The 20,605-nt window shown below is 62.0% G+C and carries 18 protein-coding genes and 2 pseudogenes; 11 read left to right on the top strand and 9 right to left on the bottom strand.

Features of this window, described 5'->3' with window-relative positions; genetic code table 11:
* The first annotated feature begins 67 nt into the window (after window positions 1–67).
* Window positions 68–400: a helix-turn-helix domain-containing protein gene (locus ABC728_RS11275; RefSeq protein WP_416621593.1), complete on the top strand. Its 333-nt coding sequence runs from the start codon at window positions 68–70 to the stop codon at window positions 398–400.
* Between the two features lie 4 nt (window positions 401–404).
* Here ABC728_RS11275 and ABC728_RS11270 read toward each other — a convergent pair.
* Together ABC728_RS11270 and ABC728_RS11265 are read right to left on the bottom strand one after the other, a co-directional pair.
* Window positions 405–1,469, bottom strand: a pseudogene (locus ABC728_RS11270) (Tn3 family transposase); the annotation flags it as partial.
* A 1,012-nt stretch (window positions 1,470–2,481) separates the two neighbouring features.
* Complete coding sequence (locus ABC728_RS11265) at window positions 2,482–2,700, bottom strand: hypothetical protein (protein ID WP_416622312.1); 219 nt, start codon at window positions 2,698–2,700, stop codon at window positions 2,482–2,484.
* Between the two features lie 308 nt (window positions 2,701–3,008).
* Between ABC728_RS11265 and ABC728_RS11260 the strand changes: the two genes are divergently transcribed.
* Together ABC728_RS11260 and ABC728_RS11255 are read left to right on the top strand one after the other, a co-directional pair.
* Window positions 3,009–3,566: a recombinase family protein gene (locus ABC728_RS11260; RefSeq protein ID WP_416622311.1), complete on the top strand. Its 558-nt coding sequence runs from the start codon at window positions 3,009–3,011 to the stop codon at window positions 3,564–3,566.
* Window positions 3,566–6,568, top strand: coding sequence for a Tn3 family transposase (locus ABC728_RS11255; protein ID WP_416622310.1), 3,003 nt, complete (start codon window positions 3,566–3,568; stop codon window positions 6,566–6,568). The genes ABC728_RS11260 and ABC728_RS11255 overlap by 1 nt, the downstream gene beginning before the upstream one ends.
* A gap of 38 nt (window positions 6,569–6,606) precedes the next feature.
* Here the strand turns inward: ABC728_RS11255 and ABC728_RS11250 are convergent, their stop codons facing one another.
* Window positions 6,607–8,544 (bottom strand): Tn3 family transposase, encoded by a 1,938-nt coding sequence (locus tag ABC728_RS11250; protein WP_445376428.1) that lies wholly within the window; start codon window positions 8,542–8,544, stop codon window positions 6,607–6,609.
* A 193-nt stretch (window positions 8,545–8,737) separates the two neighbouring features.
* Here ABC728_RS11250 and ABC728_RS11245 point away from each other — a divergent pair, with 193 nt between their 5' ends.
* From ABC728_RS11245 to ABC728_RS11235, 3 genes and pseudogenes are all read left to right on the top strand, one after another.
* Entirely contained in the window at window positions 8,738–9,322 is a 585-nt protein-coding gene (locus tag ABC728_RS11245) for a recombinase family protein (protein WP_416621588.1), read from the top strand.
* A gap of 72 nt (window positions 9,323–9,394) precedes the next feature.
* Window positions 9,395–9,682: pseudogene (locus ABC728_RS11240) on the top strand (IS30-like element ISAzs27 family transposase); the annotation flags it as partial.
* A 204-nt stretch (window positions 9,683–9,886) separates the two neighbouring features.
* Window positions 9,887–10,641 (top strand): IS5 family transposase gene (locus ABC728_RS11235; RefSeq protein ID WP_416621587.1). Its coding sequence is split into 2 segments (ribosomal slippage): window positions 9,887–10,220 and window positions 10,220–10,641, totalling 756 coding nucleotides; the frame shifts between segments, so codons are not numbered across the junction.
* A 404-nt stretch (window positions 10,642–11,045) separates the two neighbouring features.
* Here the strand turns inward: ABC728_RS11235 and ABC728_RS11230 are convergent.
* The 6 genes from ABC728_RS11230 to ABC728_RS11205 form a co-directional block, all read right to left on the bottom strand.
* The gene (locus ABC728_RS11230; RefSeq protein ID WP_416621586.1) at window positions 11,046–11,909 is read right to left on the bottom strand and encodes a dioxygenase family protein; all 864 of its coding nucleotides are present in this window, start codon (window positions 11,907–11,909) and stop codon (window positions 11,046–11,048) included.
* Window positions 11,910–12,133: 224 nt separating this feature from the next.
* The gene (locus tag ABC728_RS11225) at window positions 12,134–12,442 is read right to left on the bottom strand and encodes a YciI family protein (protein ID WP_416621585.1); all 309 of its coding nucleotides are present in this window, start codon (window positions 12,440–12,442) and stop codon (window positions 12,134–12,136) included.
* Between the two features lie 23 nt (window positions 12,443–12,465).
* Complete coding sequence (locus tag ABC728_RS11220; RefSeq protein WP_416621584.1) at window positions 12,466–13,401, bottom strand: BKACE family enzyme; 936 nt, start codon at window positions 13,399–13,401, stop codon at window positions 12,466–12,468.
* 16 nt (window positions 13,402–13,417) lie between these two features.
* A complete protein-coding gene (locus tag ABC728_RS11215; protein WP_416621583.1) occupies window positions 13,418–14,173 on the bottom strand; it encodes an SDR family NAD(P)-dependent oxidoreductase in 756 nt (251 codons plus the stop codon).
* On the bottom strand, window positions 14,170–14,802 hold the full coding sequence (locus ABC728_RS11210; RefSeq protein WP_416621582.1) for a 3-hydroxyacyl-CoA dehydrogenase family protein: 633 nt from the start codon (window positions 14,800–14,802) through the stop codon (window positions 14,170–14,172). The genes ABC728_RS11215 and ABC728_RS11210 overlap by 4 nt, the downstream gene beginning before the upstream one ends.
* 15 nt (window positions 14,803–14,817) lie before the next feature.
* A complete protein-coding gene (locus tag ABC728_RS11205; RefSeq protein ID WP_416621581.1) occupies window positions 14,818–15,690 on the bottom strand; it encodes a 3-hydroxyacyl-CoA dehydrogenase family protein in 873 nt (290 codons plus the stop codon).
* Between ABC728_RS11205 and ABC728_RS11200 the strand changes: the two genes are divergently transcribed.
* From ABC728_RS11200 to ABC728_RS11180, 5 genes are all read left to right on the top strand, one after another.
* On the top strand, window positions 15,676–17,124 hold the full coding sequence (locus ABC728_RS11200) for a CaiB/BaiF CoA transferase family protein (RefSeq protein WP_416621580.1): 1,449 nt from the start codon (window positions 15,676–15,678) through the stop codon (window positions 17,122–17,124). The two genes, ABC728_RS11205 and ABC728_RS11200, sit on opposite strands and share 15 nt — an antisense overlap.
* Window positions 17,124–18,299, top strand: a complete 1,176-nt coding sequence (locus ABC728_RS11195; protein ID WP_416621579.1) for an acyl-CoA dehydrogenase family protein — start codon at window positions 17,124–17,126, stop codon at window positions 18,297–18,299. The genes ABC728_RS11200 and ABC728_RS11195 overlap by 1 nt, the downstream gene beginning before the upstream one ends.
* Window positions 18,300–18,301: 2 nt before the next feature.
* Window positions 18,302–19,060 (top strand): enoyl-CoA hydratase/isomerase family protein, encoded by a 759-nt coding sequence (locus ABC728_RS11190; protein ID WP_416621578.1) that lies wholly within the window; start codon window positions 18,302–18,304, stop codon window positions 19,058–19,060.
* 28 nt (window positions 19,061–19,088) lie between these two features.
* Window positions 19,089–19,868, top strand: a complete 780-nt coding sequence (locus tag ABC728_RS11185) for an enoyl-CoA hydratase-related protein (RefSeq protein ID WP_416621577.1) — start codon at window positions 19,089–19,091, stop codon at window positions 19,866–19,868.
* 216 nt (window positions 19,869–20,084) lie between these two features.
* Complete coding sequence (locus tag ABC728_RS11180; protein ID WP_445376455.1) at window positions 20,085–20,585, top strand: hydroxyquinol 1,2-dioxygenase; 501 nt, start codon at window positions 20,085–20,087, stop codon at window positions 20,583–20,585.
* Window positions 20,586–20,605: the final 20 nt, after the last annotated feature.

Here is a 20,605-nt window from a genome sequence, read left to right as displayed (position 1 = left end):
GCGCGGTGGATTCTATTTTGAAGTGCGACTCTTATTTATAATCAGATGGTTAGCAATGGAGGCTGCCATGGGAGAGCACTATTCGCACCTGAGCTTGGCGGAACGGCGCGTGATTGACGAGATGTTGCAGGCATCGATGCCTGTCTGCGAGATCGCGGCTCGGCTTGGCCGGCATCGCGGGACAATCCATCGTGAGATCAACCGGAATTTTTATCACACAAGTTTCCGGGACCGGTTCGGCAACGATTACCGGGGCTATTACTGCATGACTGCGAACGCGCGGGCCAAGCGGCGGCGACGCTCTGGCCGGGTGAAGTTGCTGCGGCATCCGGCCCTTTTGGCGCATGTGGGGGTGCCGACACGAAAGTGCATTTTATGTACCGCTCGTGAGAACGAATAATGAACTATGCTGCGAGAATGGAGATAGGCCGTCGCAACGGGCGCAATCCGTTTTCCGGTAGCGGATCAGCCCCCCAAACATAGTCACCTGTGAGGCCGATATGCTCCCAGCCCAGGGGAGCAACATGACGGATCAGGTCCGACTTCATGTCGGTACCGTTGGCTGCCAGATGATCAAGGGCTGCCTGCAAATACCGGGTGTTCCAGAGGATGATGGCGGCGACCAACAGGTTCAGGCCCGACGCCCTGTAGGACTGGTTCTCGAAGCTGCGGTCGCGCATCTCGCCCAGCCTGTTGAAGAAGATGGCCCTGGCCAGGGCGTTGCGGGCCTCGCCCTTGTTCAGGCCGGCATTGGCACGCTGACGCAGGGCCGGGTCGCGCAGCCAGTCGAGCGTGAAGATCGTGCGCTCCACGCGCCCCAACTCGCGCAGCGCCAGGGCCAGACCGTTCTGTCTGGGATAGGCTGCCAGGCGGCGCAGCATGGCGGACGCGGTGACGGTGCCCGACCGGATGGAGGCCGCCAGGCGCAGCAGTTCGGACCAATGCACGGCCAGGTGCTCCAGATCGATCTCTCCGCCCACCAGGGGCTTTAGACTGGACGGGGCATCGTCGCCGGGAAACAGGTAGAGTCGCCGGTCCTTCAGGTCGCGGATGCGCGGCGCGAAGCGAAAGCCCAGCAGGTGGCAGAGCCCGAAGACATGGTCGGTGACGCCTCCCGTATCGGTGTAATGCTCCTCGATGGCGAGACCCGTCTGATGGTAGAGCAGACCGTCCAGCACATGCGGGGCCTCGCTGGCGGAGGCGGCGATGACCTTGGTGTGGAAGGGGCCGTACTGGTCGGAGACATGGGTATAGAAGCTGACGCCAGGCTCGTTGCCATGCCGGGCATTGACGTCGCCGGTGCCGGCGCCCCGACCGCCGGCCTTGTAGAACTGCCCGTCGGAGGATGAGGTGGTGCCATCACCCCAGGCGGAGGCCAGCGGCAGGGCGCGATGCGCGTCGATGATCCGGGTCAGGGCCGCCGTGTAGGTTTCCTCCCGCACATGCCAGTCATGGACCCAAGCCAGCTGGCGGATGGGGGATCTGAGTATCAGCGGAACAGAAAACCTAGGTAAGGTGCTCTCACGCTTGTCTGCCTGTGAAACGGCACGGGGTTTCGACGCCGATCGACACAGTAACCTGTTGAAAATATGAGGTCCCTCAAGGCCCGACCTGCGTGCTGTTTCACATTCTTGGGCTTGACGCCAAACGGCCCATTACAGAAGCAGTTACAAATGAATGGCGTCTCACAAAATGTATCTGTTAGCTATCGGCAAAATAATAAATATCCCTATGCAAATAAATGCCGCCCAGTCCCTAGAAATATCGATTTCCGGTCCGAGGCCAAACGCCTTTTTTATTATAAAATAAAATATAAAAGCTCCTGGAGCCAATATCATTATTAAAAATGAAATATGAAAAATAAAATCTGTAATGTTTTTAATACCATCTGGCTTCAAAATTATTTTTAACCCATTGAGTGCCTCACTGGGTCCCCAGTTGAATCCATGTTTAATAGAGGTAATGGAGGCATACGAAAGCATAAAAGCCAAAGCTATTCTCTCATGCTTTTCAATGCCTTTTCTTATATTTCTAGATTCAGAAGAAGTCTCCTGTGAAGCATGTATAGGGACGGTTCCATCCAGTGACGTAATATGGCGGCCATTTTTATAATATTTTCGCTCTGGATGGGACTCAAGTGGTGTGGATATCCATAGCCATCGGCCGGGATCTTTATAAGATTTCCTGGGTAATCATTAGATGAGCGATAATAGGTATCCTCCCCAGATTCACACCATCCACATGATGAAATATCAGCTCCATTTCTCGCTCGGTTTATGCAGTGCTGGCACGGCTCAACATAGTAGTCGTAAGTCATAACTTTTGTCCATCCATAGGTATAAGTGGTATGTCCGGATTTTTGTGCAAAAAAAGCGACACAAGATCATTCAAATGCTGTTGCAGAAGATAAACCGTCGCACTTATAGACCGTGTCGCTTATAACTGTTAGAGTTATACAAATTTATGGATATTTTTTAATTTTTATAAATAACTAAGTCCTCCTTTTCTTACTTCTCTTTCTAATTTATCGATCTCTCTCTCCATTCTTGATATTTCAGAATCACAGCCATGAATTGCTTCTCTATATTTCTTCTTCTCATCATCGGTCTTGGCGCCGCTCAGCTTCCTATTAGTTTCATTCCTTATCGAAATCATGTTGCCCCTCTCTCTCTTCAGTTCTTCAAGACGCTTCGCGCTCATAAATAACCTCCTTTGCAGCCAATAATGTATCATTGATACGCCAAAGCAGCGCCCGACAGTGTACATAGATGCTGATAAAACTTGAAGATAATACATTTGCTTATTGCGTATCTGAGGCGGGTATAAGAGGGAAAGATTTTCAAGGAAATGGCCGAAACCCAGCAATTCCCCCATTTTCTTTCTCGTGTTCCGGTGGGGTATACCCATACGACACAGCGTCGTGAGACGATCCTCAGCGTCTCATTTGGATGGATTTCGCATGAGCGAGACGTTACCGTTTGCTGGTTTAGAAGCAAACGAGACGATTCATGGCGGTCTACGGTTACGCCCGCGCCTCCACGCTGGATCAGGACGTCGCGATCCAGGAGGAGGCGCTTCGCCATTCCGGGTGCGAGGTCATACGCTCGGAGAAGGCGAGTGGCACGACCCGCGCCGGCCGGTCGGAACTCGCTTTGCTTCTCCAGTTCCTCCGCCCCGGTGACACGCTGGTGGTCACCCGCGTCGATCGCTTGGCACGGTCGATCAAGGATCTCCAGGACATCGTGCACGAGCTGCGCGCCAAGGGCGTGGCACTGAAGGCGACCGAACAGCCCATCGACACTTCAACCTCGGCCGGCAAGGCATTTCTCGACATGCTCGGCGTGTTCGCCGAGTTCGAAACCAACCTACGCCGGGAGCGCCAGATGGAGGGCATCTCGCGCGCCAAGGCCAAGGGAGTCTACAAGGGCCGCAAGCCGTCGATCGACCCGGCGGAGGTCTGGCGCTTGCGGACCGAAGAGAAGCTGGGACCAACCGCCATCGCCCAGCGGCTCGGGATCGGGCGCGCATCCGTTTATCGAGTGCTCGCCGGCACCGATCGAACCTGATGCCGGTCAGCTTTCTCACCCCGGAACAGGAAGGGCGGTACGGCCAGTTTCCGGCCGATGTGTCCGCCGAGCAGCTGGCCCGGTTTTTCCACCTCGATGACGCGGACCGCGCGTTCATATTGGCGCACCGCGGCCCCCACATGCGGCTCGGTTGCGCCGTTCAACTCGGCACGGTGCGGTTTCTCGGAACGTTTCTTGAAGATCCATGCAAGGTACCGCCGGGCGTGGTCGGCTTCCTTGGCGACCAACTTGGCGTGCCCGTCAACGGAGCGCTCGACGCATACCAAGCCAGCCAATGGCGTTGGCGACACCCGATTGAAATCCGCAAACGCTATGGCTACCGCGATTTTTCGAATTCCGCCGCGCAATGGCGCCTCCAGCGTTGGCTCTACGCACTGTGCTGGACGGGGACCGATCGGCCGACGGCCCTGTTCGACCAGGCGACGGCCTGGCTGGTAACGCACAAGGTGCTGCTGCCGGGGGCGAGCGTGCTCGAACGGACCGTCGCGCGGGTGCGGTCCCGTGCCAATAGCCGCCTGTGGCGCCTGCTGGCGGCCCGGATCACGCCCGAGCAGAAGGCGCGGCTCGACGCCCTACTGGTGGTGCCGGAGGGGGAGCGACAGAGCCCAATGGACCGGCTCCGCTCGGGACCGACCCTGCAAAGCACCAATGAATTGGTGCGCGCGATCGAGCGCCTCGACGAGGTGCGGCACCTCGTGGCTGGTCTGCCGCTCACCAACCATCTACCGAAAACCCGCATCCTGGCTTTGGCGCGGTTCGCCGGCGTCGCCAAGGCCCAGGCGGTTGCCCGGTTGCCGGACGAGCGCCGCGCCGCCACCCTGCTGGCGTTTCTCCGGGCGCTGGAGGCAAGCGCGCAGGACGATGTGCTCGACCTATTCGACCTGCTCGTCACCCGAATGTTCGTCGATGCTGTCCGCAAGGGCCGGGAGGCGCGGTTGCGCAGCCTGGGCGACCTCGACGCCGCCGCGCGCACCCTGAGCAGGGTCTGTGCTTTGGTGCTCGACGACGCTGTCGGCGACGCCGATCTGCGAGCCGCGGTCTTCGCGGCCGTCCCGCAAGCTGCCCTGGAAGCCGCCGTAGCACAGGTGGACGGCTTGACCAAGCCGCCGGACGATCCCTACTTCGACGAGTTGCTGGCGCAGCACCGCCGCATCCGGCGTTTCCTGCCACACTTCGTGCGCGTGGTCGGCCTGGGCGCCATGCCGGCCGGACGCCCGGTACTGAAGGCCCTGCAGCACCTCCGGACAGTTGAGGACGGCGGCGCCCGCGGTGCGCCGTGGCCCACGGAGTTCGTGCCGAAGTCTTGGGAACGCCGGGTGACCCGGAACGGTGTTCTCGATCGGCGCGCCTGGACCCTCTGTCTGGTCGATCGACTGCGCGGCGCGCTTCGGCGCCGTGACGTGTTCGCGACGCCGAGTCTGCGCTTCGCCGATCCCCGCATCGGCCTGCTCGACGGCGCCGCTTGGGAGGCCGCGCGGCCAACCGTCTGCCGCACGCTGGGAAAGTCGCAGAATGCGGGCGAAGAGATCGGTCAACTGACCGAGCGGCTCGATCAGGCGTTCCGAACGGTGACCGTCAACCTTCCTCAAAATGCCGGCATCCGCATCGAACGGAATGGCACCGACGAGGACTTGGTGCTGACCGGCCTCGACCGCCTCGACGAGCCGGCCAGCCTCGTCGCTCTGCGGGACGCCGTGACAGCGCGCCTGCCGCGTGTCGATCTACCGGAATTGCTGCTGGAAATCGATGCCCGGACCGGCTTCGCTGGCGCCTTCACCCATGCCAGCGAAGCCGAGGCGCGGGCGCAGGACCTGCCGACGACGCTGTGTGCCATGCTGCTGGCCGAGGCGTGCAACACCGGCCTGGAACCGCTGGTGCGCCCGGACCTGCCGGCGCTCCGGCGGTCGCGCCTGAGCTGGGTTCGGCAGAATTATCTGCGGGCAGAAACCCTGACCCTGGCCAATGCCCGCCTTGTTGCCGCCCAGAACGGCATCGACCTGGCGCGGCGGTGGGGCGGCGGCGATGTCGCCTCCGCCGACGGGCTGCGCTTCGTGGTACCGGTGCGCACCATCCACGCCGGCCCCAACCCGAAGTACTTCGGCTCCGAGCGCGGCGTCACCTACTATAACCTCGTGTCCGACCAGTTCACCGGCCTGAACGCCATCACCGTGCCCGGCACCCTGCGCGACAGCCTGGTGCTGCTGAGCGTCGTGTTGGAACAGGAGACCGAGCTGGAGCCGACCGAGATCATGACCGACACCGGCGCCTACACGGACGTGATCTTCGGCATCTTCTGGCTGCTCGGCTACCAGTTCAGCCCGCGGATCGCCGATGTCGGCGGCGCCCGATTCTGGCGGGCCGATCCGGCGGCCGACTACGGCCCCCTCGACAAGCTGGCCGCGCACAAGGTGAGGACGGGCCTCATCGCCGAGCATTGGGACGATCTGTTGCGCCTGGCCGGCTCGCTCAAGCTGGGCCTCGTGCAGGCCGGCGGGCTGATGCGGACGCTCCAGACAAACGACCGTCCAACCCGGCTGGCACGGGCGCTGGAGGAACTGGGCCGGATCATCAAGACGCTCTATCTGCTGGCCTACATCGACGACGAAGCCTATCGCCGCCGCATCCTCACCCAGCTCAACCGTGGTGAGGGCCGCCACCAACTCGCCCGCGTCGTCTTCCACGGCAAGCGGGGCGAACTGCGTCAGCGCTACCGGGAAGGTCAGGAGGACCAACTCGGCGCCCTTGGTCTGGTCGTCAACGCCATCATCCTGTGGAACACGATTTACATGGACGCCGCGCTTGACCAACTGCGGATGGAAGGTTTCGACGTTCGCAACGAGGATGTGGCCCGCCTGTCGCCGCTCGCCCATGAGCACATCAACATGCTCGGCCGTTACGCCTTCACCCTGCCCGAGCCGGTGGCTCGGGGTGAACTGCGGCCACTGCGCAGTCCGGTGGCCTTGGCCTATGAGGACGCCTGAATGGTAACGCCGTCAGCCAGCATCCGCCGCGGCCTTACCTAGGTTTTCTGTTCCGCTGCTACCCGGCCCCCGATGGAGACGCCGCGACAGGCATCGGCCATGCGCGCCAGACCGAGATTGATGCCATCGGCCAGGATGACGGTCAGCAGGGAGGCGCGGTCATCGGTCGGCCGACCGGAACGCTGATGGGTGAAGCAGTCACTGAAGCCGATCCAGCCATCGACCTCCATCAGTAGGTCAGTGATCTTGACGCGCGGCAGGGCATCATAGGCGGCGCGGGCCAGTTCGTGGGCACCCTCGGGTGTCTGGTCACGCAGGGGCGTGATCCGCAATTCGCCGGTGGACAGGTCGACATCCTGCAACTCCCCTGCCGCTGTCAAGCTGCCGACATCGCGCAGGCGCTGCGCCAGGGCCTGATGGCGGGTGGGCAGATAGATGACGGCATCGCCGGTGACCGGCAAGGGCAAGGCACCGTCGGCGCGCAGGGCCTCGAAGGTCGGCTTGGGCATCAGACAGCTCTCGAAATCGCGGAACTGGCGGCTGCCCTCCACCCAGACATCGCCGGCGCGCAGCCGGTCACGCAGCTCTGACAGGACACATATCTCGAAGGCTTTGCGGTCGATGGCACCGCCCGGCATGACGAAGGGCCGCCAGGATCTGCGGATGAATCCTGTCGGCACCTTGTCGGGCAGGCTGCGCTTGCCGGTGGCGAACAGGTCGCGGACCAGGGCGACGGCACGCAGCAGGGAGGAAACGCCGGGACCGCCTTCGAAGCGGAAGGCGGAGAGGAAGACCGGCAGAAAGGAACGGATGCTGGCATAACGGGACAGCAGTTCGGTGCGGGCATTGCCGGTGCCGGGATCGGCCAAGGATTCGATACCGGCAACGCTGGCCATGAAACGGAACCAGCCGACCTCCTTCTCCAGGGCGACCATGGGGTCGGCACCGGCCTCCCGGGCGTTGATCAGGCTGCGGCAGGCCGTGACCAGGGTGCGCAGATGGGCATGGGTATCGCGGACGGAACGCAGGATCTTTTCGTCCGCCCTGTTCTCCGCCCGGCGGCTAAGCATGACCATCAGCTTGTCGAACATCACCAGGGCGGCGTCGGTGAGGTCCGTCCCCATCCGGATGCCGGCGGCGGCCAACAGCGCGCGGCGCCGTTGGGCCGACAGGTCCCGCAGGTGCTGCACCGTCATCCGGTTGGCCTCTGTGGCCATCCGCTCGAAGGCAATACCGGGAATGCGGGCGGGCAAGGCGGCCGGGATACCCATCGCCCTGACCTTTGCCAGCCGGTCGATGATGGCCAACAGGTTGCGCGGCGCCGGCGACATCGATGCTTGCCGCAGCCAGGCCAGCAGGCTCAACCCGGTGTCCTCGTGCGGATCCAGCAGCGCGTCGAGGCGCGACATGTCAGCCGGCGGCATCCCCTCCAGAAGGATGCGGTGCAGAAGCTGCTCGGCGCGAGCACGGGCCTGATGCAGGATCAGTTCCAGCACGGCGGCCGGCGGCAGAAGCACGCGCCGCCGGCGTAGTTCCTCCACCAGGATGGTAGCCAGGGCTAAAGGGTCACGGTTCACTTGGGCCATGGACAGCAGCCATGCCGTCAGTTCCCTGAACAGCCCTCGGTCGAAGGGCCGGTGTCCTGTCAGTTCCAGCAGGTCCACGATGTCCTGGCGGCGGCTGGGATCACGCGACCGGTAGGTCGCGAAGTCTCTGGGCTGGGCGTCGACCTGGCTGGCGATGAACGCGGTCAGCGGAGCGGGCGGCTCTTCATGGGCGTCGAGGATGCGGCCGGGATGCCGCAGGTAACAGAGCATCATGGCAACGCCCAGCCGACGGTGCGGCGTGCGCTTGCGGGCAATCAGGGTGAGATCATCAAGGTCCAGCGTGTAATGCTGGACGAGAGCCCGTTCATCATCGGGCACGCCCAGCAACCGGTCCCATTCCGCCGGCAACAACAGCCGTCGTCTCGCCATGGCATCCCCCATTATCCCCACCAGGGTGTAGGAGGGACGGGAGGAATGGGCAAGGCCCTGTCGGGAAACACTTGTTTTCCGACAGGGGTGTGGGGCCAATCGAGACCCATCTCGCCACCCATCGAATTCTGTGCGACAAACCATGTCGGAATGATAGGTTATGCGGAAATGACTGATATGGGGTTTTCCGCACATGTTGGTGGGTTACATGCGGGTATCGTCCGATGGAGACCGGCAGACGACCGCGCTCCAGCGTGACGCCCTGGTCGCCGCCGGGGTCGATCCCCGGCACCTTTTCGAGGACAAGGCCTCTGGCGCGCGGGACGACCGGCCCGGCTTGAAACAGTGCCTGTCCTTCCTGACCTCGGGTGACACGCTGGTTGTGTGGAAGCTGGACCGCCTCGGCCGCTCGCTGCCCCACCTGCTCGACATCATCACCGGCCTGCGTGACGGGGGCATCGCGTTCAAGTCTCTGACGGAAGGTATGGACACCAACACCCCGCACGGGGAACTGCTGTTCCATCTATTCGGCGCGCTGGCGCAATATGAACGCGCCCTAACCCGCGAACGTGTTCAGGCCGGACTGGCAGCGGCCCGCAGGCGGGGACGACGCGGCGGCCGACCCGCGACGCTACAGCCCGAAAAACTGGAGGCGGTCATGGCCGCCTTGAATGGAGGAGCCAGCAAGGCCGCCGTGTGCCGAACCTTCGGTATCGCTCGCAGCACCTTGATCGATACGTTAAAGCGCGCTGGGTGGAGCGGTCCAGGCAAGGCTTAATGAGTGCTAAGCACCTGCCAAATCCATTCCAGGAACGCCATTGATCTACCGATCCTGGTTTGTTCTCACGAGCGGTACATAAAACTTACTTTCGTGTCGCGACCCCATGTGGTGGCGAAGCTGCATTCGGGCTGGTCGCCGCAGCAAGTTTCCGGTCGGCTTAAGATCGATCCGCAGCCGGTCGGCCAGATATCGCATGAGAGCATCTACCGGCATATCTACAGCGCCGAGGGCCGGGAAGCGAAGCTGTATGCCCTGCTTGCTGTGGCCCGGCGGCACCGCCGTCGTCAGAAGGGCCGCAAGCCCCGGGCCTCGGCGATCCCGGCAGAGCGGTGGATTGCGGCCCGCCCGGCTGAAGTTACGCCTTTGCCGATGGTCGGCTGGAGTTTCGCTGGCAGGGTCGTGCCCTGCCCTACATGATTTTTGACAAGAACCATCGGGTGACGCAGGCCGAGATCGTGGAGAACAAGCGGTTGTCGGAGGTCCTAGGGTCAGAACCGCAACAGTGTATTGAAATTTCTGTGAGAATGTGATTCCAAGGCGTGTTTAACGTTGGAGGATTGAATGCGGGAGATTTTCTGGCTTTCGGATGAAGCGTGGGCAGCGATTGAGCCACACCTTCCCCGCCATACCGTTGGTGCACCGCGTGTTGATGACCGTCGGATCATCAGCGGGATTATTCATGTACTCAAGAGCGGCTGCCGCTGGAAGGACTGTCCGCCGGAATATGGCCCACCGACCACGGTGTATAATCGCTTCAATCGCTGGTCCGGTCGCAAGCACTGGCACCGGATATTGCAGGCGCTGGCCGCCGGGCAATGGATCACGACCAGCGTGGCCATGGATGGCAGCTACGTGAAGGCACATCGGTGTGCCCACGGCGGAAAAGGGGGGCCAAGGCGCAAGCCATTGGCATTTCCAGAGGCGGTCAGACCACAAAAGTCCATGCCCTGACCGACACGCTCGGCCGACCGGTGGCCCTCCATGTGACCGCCGGGAACGTTTCCGACATCACCATGGCCGAGACCCTGCTGGCTGAGGTCGATGACTGCCGCTACGTCCTGGCCGACAAGGGCTATGACAGCGACAAATTACGGGCCAAGATCAAGGAAAAGGGCGCGAAGCCCGTCATTCCCGGCAGAAAGTCACGCAAGAAGCCGATCCGCTTCGACAAGGTCAGGTACAAATTCCGGTGGATGGTCGAGGCCGTCTTCTGCCGCCTCAAGGACTTCAGGCGCGTCGCCACCCGGTACGACAAGCTCGCCAGAAATTTCCTCTCCACTCTCGCCATTGCAACCATCGTGGCGTACTGGACCTGATTGAGTCTGGACCCTAGCTTATGTGAAGCAGATGCAGGATGCAATGCCGACGCCGACGGTCAAGAGCATCAGCGAACGCAACCACTACAAAAAGCGCGGACGCAAGCCGCCCGGTCGGCCTGGGGCGGCTGACAAACATGCGGCGGCCAAGGCAAAACCGGCCCGCCCCAACACTGACATTTCAATTCTGTTGAAACATTCCTTGTAGACCAACCCCGCTTAAGGCTGCGTGCTACGTCATAGCAGAAATCGGCGGTTTTCGGAGGTGTCCATCTTGATCATTTCGCTTGTCTTAGTTCGTCGGCGGGCCGGCCGTAAAACGACAACAGCGTTGGCACCCGCCGTGTGCTTTTTTCTCACGCGGGACTTGCCCATTCAGCCCTATAGCCAGCCCGTCTGGGCAACTATGCCCTGGACAGTGTGAAGTCGAAGTTTAGCGTGTACCAGTTGCCATCCATCTGCCTTCCGTCCGGTGCCGCGCCTGGCCCGTGCTGGGGGAAGTCGACAACGAGCGAATGCTTGACGCCCAGAACAGCGTCCGAATCCAGATACATTCCGCCAGTTTGGTAAAGCTGGGTCACCAGAGAGGCGTATCCTGGCGCTGAAATCTTGAAATGCACATGCGCGGGGCGCCAGGGCGACCGGCCCGTGGCCTTGAGGAGCCGGCCGACCGGCCCGTCATGCGGGATCGGATACGCCGACGGCATAATGGACCAGTAACGAAGGCGCCCCTGCTCATCGGTGTGGAACTTACCCCGCATCGAGGGCTTCCCCCCGAATTCCGCATGCTGAACGTCGTAAAGACCTTCGGCGTCAGAATGCCAGACATCCACTTCCGCATTTGCAATCGGCTCACCCGCCGAATTGCGGACCGTCAGTTCGGAGAAGAGCGGCGTGCCGGCCCTGCCTTCGGCAAGATTGGCCAATTGCGGGAATTCCACCGCCCCTTCCACATAGAACGGGCCCAGCAGGGTGGAGTCCGTCGACGTCTCTGTATGATCGTGGGCCAGGGCGTCGACCAGCATCGACACGCCCAGCACGTCAGACAGAAGAATGTACTCCTGCCGGATATCATCGCACCATTGACCAACGTCGGTCAGGAACTGAATGGCCGTTGCCCATTCCTTCTCGGTCGGCCGGACCTCACGAATGAAATTATGCAAATGGATTGTCGCCGCCCCGAGAACTTCGCGCAGCCGGGCATCCCTTGTGCCGGCGAAACGGTCAAGCACACCCTGCGTCACTTGCTTTTCATCGAACTGGATCATCAAAGCCCCCCACAGATGTTGTGATTTGTCTTTATCACCCAATCGGGCTGACCAGCTCCGGCTGGACGATGCCCGAGACGAAAGGCGGGTCGCCTGCGGGTTCCAGAGGCAGGCCAGAGCCGGCGTTCATTACGTGGGTGGACCTATCCAGCCAGCGAACCGGGCAGAGGACATGGACCGATGCTGTGGACGGCCTTTCCCGGAATGAATTGGGTCCCCACCGGTCAGGGCACCTGGGAGACGGGGGCACCCAGGCCCCAGTCCCAGCGCTCGATCTCCACCCTTTCGAACAGGCCCGCGGCCATGAAGGGTTCATCTTCCAGGAACCGCAGCAGCGCGGCGCGGTCGGGGGCCTGCAGGATCACCATTGATCCGATGGTCCGGTCGCCATGGTCGGAGACCAGCATTCCCCCGGCGACCGCATGGACACCGAACTTCTCTGTGACCAGATAGGTTCGATGCGCCGGACGCTCGCGCTGGCGAATGGCATCGGACCCAGGCGCATCATAGCCGCGAAAGGCAAAATAGGGCATTAGGGGGCTCCACTTCGATCCGGTCAGAACCCGACGCGGTCGCCGCCTTTGAGCGACAGGATGGCCCGCGCCTCCTGCGGGGTGGCGATCTCGAAGCCCAATTCTTCCAAGATGCGGCGGATCTTGAGCACCTGTTCGGCATTGCTTTTGGCCAGCGCGCCGCGGCCGAGATAAAGGCTGTCTTCAAGACCGACACGCACATTGCCGCCCAGCAGGGCGCAGAGCGTTAAGATCGCGGTCTGGTGCCGTCCGGCACCCAGGGCCGAGAACAGGTGATTATCGCCGAACAGGTCCTGCGCCAGACGCCGCATATAGACGACATGATCAGGCTTGGCCGCCAGCCCACCTAAAATGCCGAAAATACCCTGGATGAAGAAAGGCGGCTTCAGCATGCCCTGGTCAACGAACCAGCGCAGCGTATGCAGATGGCCAATATCATAGCATTCAAACTCGAACCGGGTGCCGTACCCGTCGCCCAGTTCGCGAATCACACGTTCGATCTGACCGAACGTGTTGCTCATGATGTTATCCTTGGTCCGTTCAAGGAACGGCTTCTCCCAGGAATGTTTGAATTCCGGGATTTTTTCGGCCGCCGGGAACAGGCCGAAATTCATCGACCCCATATTGAGCGAGCAAAGCTCCGGCTGCGCCCAATGCGCCGCTTCCAGCCGCTCATCCATGGTCATCCCCAGGCTGCCGCCCGTTGTGATATTGATGACGGCCTCGCAGTTCTGTTTGATCGAGGGTAGGAACTCCTTGAAGACATCCGCCTTGGCCGTCGGCGCTCCCGTCTCCGGATCGCGCGCATGCAGATGCAGCACCGCCGCCCCCGCCTCGGCCGCCGCCACCGACTCTTCGATGATCTGGCGCGGGGTCAGCGGCAGATAGGGGGACATGCTGGGCGTGTGAACGGATCCCGTCACCGCGCAGGAGATGATGATCTTGTTGGACGCGGCCATGATGCTTTTCCTTTGGTTACATCAGCGAGTAGGCGTCATCGACGGGGATGGCAGCACCGGAAATGCAGCGCGCGGCGTCGCCATCGACCAGCATCAGCAGCAGCGCCTCCAAATCAGCCACCGTCGCGGCGCGCCGCCGGGGCAGGCTGGCAATCACCTTCTGCCCGGCCTCGCTGGCCAGAAAATCGGCATTCAGTTCGGTTTCGACATAGCCGGGGCAGATCGCATTGACAGAGATGCCCTGCCGCGCCCATTCCACGGCAAGGCAGCGGGTCATGTGGATCACGGCGGCTTTGGTCATCCCATAGGCCGTCAGCTGCGGCATCACCACCATGCCGGCAACCGATGCCGTATTCACAATGCGGCCCTGCCGTCCCGCGGCTACCATGCGGCGAGCCACCGCCTGGGCCACAAAGAAGGACCCACGCACATTGGTGGCGAACATGGCGTCGAACTCATCGACACTGGTTTCCAGCGCCCGGCGCACCGGTGCGATACCGGCATTGTTCACCAGGACATCCAGCGGGCCGGCTTGGCGCTCGGCCTCGGCCACGGCCGCGTCGATGCCGGCGACGTCCGTGACATCAAGCGCCAGCGACAGAATTCGGCCGGGACCGCTGGCCTCGGCGGCCAGCTCTTCCAGGGCCGACATCCGTCGTGCCGCGGCGATGACCGTCGCCCCGCGCGCGCAAAGCGCCTTGGCAAAATGTTTACCGATGCCTGAGGAGGCACCGGTAACAAGGACATTCTTGCCCGATATCCAGCCCATCATGCACCGCGCTTGCGTTGATGGGCCGCAATCGCCTGCCGGGCCGGGGCATATAGCGGGCGGCCATAGGCCTGGAACAGGGCCGTGCACACGTCGAAATGGTCTTCAAGACCACCGGCTTCGACCGCGTCCATCAACCCCTTGCGATAACCAAGGCCGCTGCGCACGCAGGATTCAAGGCCATCGCGGCTGGCCAGCCCTTCATCCAGGGCGGCAAAGGCAAGATTGAACTGCGGACGGATCAGACGGTTCACGATCCGCCCGATCCGGTCGGCGCAGACGCTGACCTGCAGCCCCAGTTCCTCCAGCGCCTGCCGGGCCAGCGCCAGGGCGGCAGGATCGGCGCCCTCCCCCTTCACCAGTTCCACCAGATCGGTCGGCGGCGCGTCGCCAAGGCGGAACCGCGCAAAACCGAAAACATGACCTGGCGCCTCTGCCACGCGGGCGGCCAGACATTCATTGCCCAGCTCAACCAGTGCCGCCGCAAAGGACGCATGATCGTCTGTAAGCCGGGCCTGCTCCCCCGCCAGGATCAGAACTCGCGCGCCCGCCTCATCCGATTGCTTGGCCATACTGCCATCGGGGAAGGAACGGCTGGGACCGGAAAAGCGGAACTCAACAGTCAGAGCCATGTGCCAGCCCCCTTTTCAAGCGCCGTAAAGGCTGTTGTTGCTGTAATCGTAAAAGCCCTTGCCGGACTTGCGCCCCAGCAGGCCGGCGGCCACCATGCGCCGCAACAGGGGCGGTGCCGCCGCGCGCGGATCGTTCGTCACCCCCTGCATCGCCTCGCTCAATCGTACCTGGGTATCGAGCCCGATCATGTCGAGCAGCTCGCACGGCCCCATGGCAAAGCCCATCGCCGCCTTCATGGCGCGGTCGATCTCGGCCGGTTCGGCCACCTCCGCCTCGATCAGGCGGATCACGTCATTGTGATAGGGGATGCAGAAATAATTGAGAATGAAGCCCGGCCGGTCGCGGGTTTCAACGACGGTTTGCCCCGTTGCCGCCACGAACTCCAGCGCGCGGGCCCAGGTCTCATCCGAAGTCTGGATCGCCCTCGAACATTCGACCAGCTTCATCACCTGTGCGGGAAGGCAATAATGCGCCCCGGCCACCCGGTCCGGCCGGCCCGATCCGGCCGCCAGTTCGGTGATCGACAGGGTCGAGGTGTTACTGAGGAAAATTGCTTCGGGTTTGCAGACCTCGTTCAGCTTCAGCCACAGGCCATGCTTGACGGTGATATCCTCAAACACGGCCTCCACTACGACATCCACGTCGATCAGGTCGGCCAGCGAGCTGGTATATTGCATCAAGGCAAGGGCCTGCGCACCCGCCTCCGGGGAAAGACGCCCCTTCTTGACCGAGCCGGCAATGAAGCCGGAAATCTGCGCCCGGGCGCGCTGAAGTGCGCCGGCGTCCAGATCGAACAAGGTTGTCCTGATCCCGCTCCGGGCAATGGTAATGGCAATGCCAGTTCCCATGGTTCCGGCGCCGGCAACCGCGCAATGATTGAATCCCAAGGCTGCGCTCCCTTTGAAACTTTCCCTGACTGGGCGGGAGGTTTCCTGGATGACGGCCAACCGATCAATTGCCGCACAAGGTATGTCCGCCCTGTGCCCCAAGGCGAAAGGTACACTTGGCAGGCACCCCGCCTGGATCGATTGCGACCTCGGATACGCTTTCGTAAACGCTATCGCTTACATCGAACCAAGGAGTCCTTGATGAAGCTGCCAGTGGACTCACTTCATCCCGCTCCCGCCGGCACCGGCGGGCGCTTGCTGGACGGGGTACGTGTCCTTGACCTGACAACCTCAATCGCTGGCCCCTATGCCACCTTGCTGCTGTCTGACCTTGGCGCTGATGTGATCAAGGTGGAACGTCCGGGCACGGGTGACGACACACGGGCCTGGGGCCCTCCCTTCCTTGATGGACATTCGCTCTGGTATCTCAGCGTCAACCGCAACAAGCAGAGCGTGACGCTCGACTATTCCGCACCCGAAGGCCTTGCCGCCCTTCATGAGCTGGTGCGGCAATGCGATGTCGTAGTCGCCAACCTTGTGCCGCGCGTGCAGCGCAAGCTTAAGGTGAACCACGCCACGCTGTCCGCCCTTCGCCCCGACCTTGTTTTCTGCTCGATCACCGGTTTCGGCCTTGAAGGCGCGCGGGCGGAAAAGCCCAGCTACGATCTCATAGCCGAAGGTTACAGCGGGATCATGGACATTACCGGCGAGGCGGAGTCCCCGCCGCAGAAGGTGGGGGCACCGGCCGCCGACATGCTGTCGGGTATGGACGCTGCGATGGCGATCATTGCCGCCCTGTTTGAGCGCCAACGGAGCGGAAAAGGCCATGTGATCGACATTTCCATGGTCGAAAGCATGACCCGCTTCCTCAACCCCCGCATCATGACCTATCTGGGCAGCGGGGAAGTGCCCCGGCGCACGGGTGCCAAGGACAGCGTCATCGCCGTCTACCAGTCGTTCGACACGGCCGACCTGCCCCTGACGCTGGGGCTGGGCAATGACCGTATCTGGCAGCGTTTCTGGGATGCGGTTGGAGAGCCGGAATATGCGCAGGACCCCCGTTTTTCATCGAACGCCAAACGGCACGCCCTGCGGCCGGAAATTGTCGTCCACATCCAGGAACTGCTGCTGACCAAAAGCAGGAACGAATGGCTTGCGCTGTTCGAAGCCAAGGGCATCCCCTGTGGGCCGATCAACCGCATCGACGAAATCGCCGCCGATCCTGAACTGGCCCGCCGGGGCTTTTTCTACCGGATGGAAATGGACGGAACGCGGGTTCCGCAGGTCGGGCTTGGCATTGCGATTGACGGCCAGCCCCCGTCGCCGCGTTCAGCACCGCCCATGCTTGGTGCCCACACGGACGCTGTCCTGCGCGACCTGGCGGGTCTGGACGAGGCGCGGATCAATTCCCTTCGCAGCAAATCGATAATCTGATGAACAACATCCTGGAACGCATTACCGGTTCGCTGCCCTTCTCGGATGAAGAGCGTATGCTCATCGAGGCCGTGGAGCGCGTTACCACCGAAACCATCGGCCCCAACGCGGCGCGCTATGACCGTGAAGCCAGCTTTCCGGTGGAAAGCATGGCCGCCATCAACGAACTCGGTCTCAACGCCATGTTCGTGCCCGAGGCCTATGGCGGCGCCCCGTTGAGCTTTACCGCCTATCTGGCCTGTCTGCAGATCATCTCCGGTGCCTGTGCGGCAACGGGTATCACCTGGGCCACCAATTTCCACGCCATGAAGCCCCTGATCGACTTCGGGTCGGAGGAGCAGAAGCGCCGGCTGTTGCCACGGATTGCCGAGGGCGGCTTGGCGGCCCTGGCGATCACGGAGCCTGACGCGGGATCGGACGCCACCGGCATGCGCACCCGTTTCACGCCGGACGGTGACGACATCATCGTCGATGGCGGAAAAATCTTCATCTCCAATGGCGACAGGGCCGACCTTTACCTGCTGTTCGGCAAATGGGCGGGCATCGACAATCCGCGCAAGGCCATCTCCGTTCTGATCCTGGAGAAAGGGACGCCGGGTTTCGACGTCTTGGGTGTGGAGCACAAGATGGGCCATCGCGGCTCTTCGACCGCCACACTGTCCTTTTCCGGATGCCGTGTTCCGCGCGCCAACCTGATCGGGGAGCCGGGATCCGGCCTGCCGATCCTGTTCGCCTCGCTGAACAAGTCACGCCCCAGCATCGCGGCCCACTCCCTGGGCATCGCCAAGGCCGCCTTTGCCAAAGCCGTGAAATATGTGAACGAGCGCAAACAGTCCGGCCGCCGCATCATAGACAATCAGGCGATCCAGTTCATGATTGCGGACCTGGCAACAGACATTGCCATGACCGACGCCTTCCTCTGGCGTCTGGCCGCGCTGATCGACGGCGGCGCCACCGATTTTGCCACCGAAAGCTCAATGGCAAAGATGCGCGCGTCAGACGTAGCCATGAAGGTCACGGACGCCGCCGTGCAGCTTCATGGCGGCTATGGCTATTGCCAGGAATATGAAGTCGAGCGGCTGATGCGCGACGCCAAGATCAATCAGATCTGGGAAGGCACCAATCAGATCCACCGCCAGCTCATCGGTCGTGCGTTCGCCCAGAAGGAAACCTGACCATGTTTCACACAGAGACCATTGGGGCCCGGTTCGTCCTGACCCTGGACCGGCCGCCCGTCAACGCGATCAATGATGAATGGCTGAGCCGTTTCAACGCCATCATCGATACGCTGGAAACGCGGCTGGACATCGCGGTTGTGCATATCCGTTCGGCCCACAAGATTTTCTGCGCCGGGATGGACATCGCCCATATCGAGGCGCTGACCAAACGGCCTGCCGCCGCCGCCGCCATGGTCCGCGATGTCGGTGAAATCCAGCGCGCCTATGCCCGGCTGGAGGCCTTGCCGCAGGTCGTTCTGGTCGAACTGGGCGGCCCCGCCCTGGGCGGCGGGCTGGAACTAGCGCTGGCCTGCGACCTGCGCATCGCGGCCGACGAGGCGAAACTGGGCCTTCCCGAAGCAAAGCTCGGCCTGATCCCAGGGGGTGGCGGCAGCCAGCGCCTCACCTGGCTCTGCGGCAAGGGCGTTGCGGCCCGCCTGATCCTTTCCGGCGAAGTCGTGAACGGTCAGGAAGCCCTGAAGCTGGGACTGGTCCAGTGGTCGGTTCCGCGCGAGCGGCTGGCCGCAGAAGCCGCCCAGCTGGCCGAGCGCATCACCGCCCTTTCCACCGGTTCGCTGCACGAGGCCAAACGCCTGATCCAGACCGCCCTCACCCCGTCCCGTGACGGGTTCGCCGAGGAGCTGGAGGCCGACAGGCGGCTTTTCGATCTGCCCGACACGCGCGCGCGCATTGCCCATTTCCTGAGCGGCGGCCGTTAAGCCCGTCAGCCAATTCTAGGACAAGATCATGAGCTATTCAGAAATCCTCTACGAAGAAGATGGTCCGATCGGCAAGATCACGCTCAATCGGCCGCACGATGGCAACATGTTCACCGAGACCATGTGCCACGAGCTTCGCGACTGCATCAACGCCATCCGCCGCGAGACCCGGACGCGGGTGATCATTCTGACCGGTGCGGGGGACAAGTTCTTCTGCATCGGCGGCCGCAAGGAAGGCATGGAAGATACCCAGCTCTATGCCGGCGTACTGCCGACGCTGGAAATGTATGAAAGCATCGACAGGCTGCAAAAGCCGGTGATCGCGATGGTCAATGGCTTTGCCGTTGGCGGCGGCAATGTGCTGCAGATGGTCTGCGACATGACCATCGCCAAGAAAAGCGCCGTTTTCCGGCAGGTCGGCCCGATGATGGGCAGTTTCGACGCCGGTTATGGCACCTGGTATCTGGAGGACCTTGTGGGCAAGAAAAAGGCCAAGGAAATCTGGATGCGCAATCCCAAGATGACAGCCGACGACGCCCTTGAACTGGGCCTCATCAACAAGGTCGTGCCCGACGAGGAACTGGAAAGCGCAACGCGCCAATTCGCGCTGGAGGTGGCCGATCGCGGTTCCTTCGCCCTGGCGGCCATCAAGGGGGCGTTCAACGCCCGCCATAGCGGTGTCAGCGGCCTGTCACGCACGACGCACGACCTGCTGCTCCCGCTCTATCTCAAGACAGCGGAGTCCAAAGAACTGTCCAAATCGTTTGCCGAGCGCCGCAAGCCGAACGCGGACGAATTCGGTCATTGATCACGCGGGTCGCAATGACCCGCAGCACCTGACGATTACGTAACTGTCGTCACGGGAGAACTGTGTCCGCTGTCGGCGTGACACAACTGCGGCCATAGGGCCCGCTCGTCAATGGTACGCCCGGCGGACGGGCATCCAATGGCAATTTACAGCCCCGGTGATTTTCTGGGTACTGACAGGGACAGTTCTGCTCACAAGACTGACTGGGATCTCACCATGAAATACAGAACCAAGTTCGGCTCCCTCGCGGACTACGAGAAGGGCAAGGTCATCCCCATCGACGATAATCCGAAGAACTACGTTTTTTCGAATATCTTCGAGGTTGCCAACAAGTCGGCACCGTATGAGAGGGTCGCCGTCGCCAAGAATCTCGAGTACGTCATTGAGGTCGCACGCGCCGAAGGTGTTTCTCCCTGGTACACGGCCGCGCACGATGAGTTCGTCCTGGACATGGATGGGACCGTCGAGGTCGAGTTGGTAAAGCTGGACAATCCCACGGAGTTCGCGCCGGCTGACAGCCAGGGCGCGCGGAAGCTCCCGGCGGACCCGGCTGGCCGGAAGATGGGCCGCCTTGTCCTGTCGCGCGGCCACCAGGGCCTGCTGCCCCGGGGATCGGCCTATCGCTTCAAGTCCGTCAGCCAAGCCTGCCTGATGATCCAGACGGTCGAAGGGCCCGAAACCGTGCAGAAGTGGGCAGAAATCTGCCAGAACTCCTAACTGAAACCGGAGGCCATAGC

It is taken from the genome of Niveispirillum fermenti, assembly GCF_052474395.1.
The sequence above is the reverse complement of the archived record's forward strand: the minus strand, read 5'-3'. Positions and strand labels throughout refer to the sequence as shown.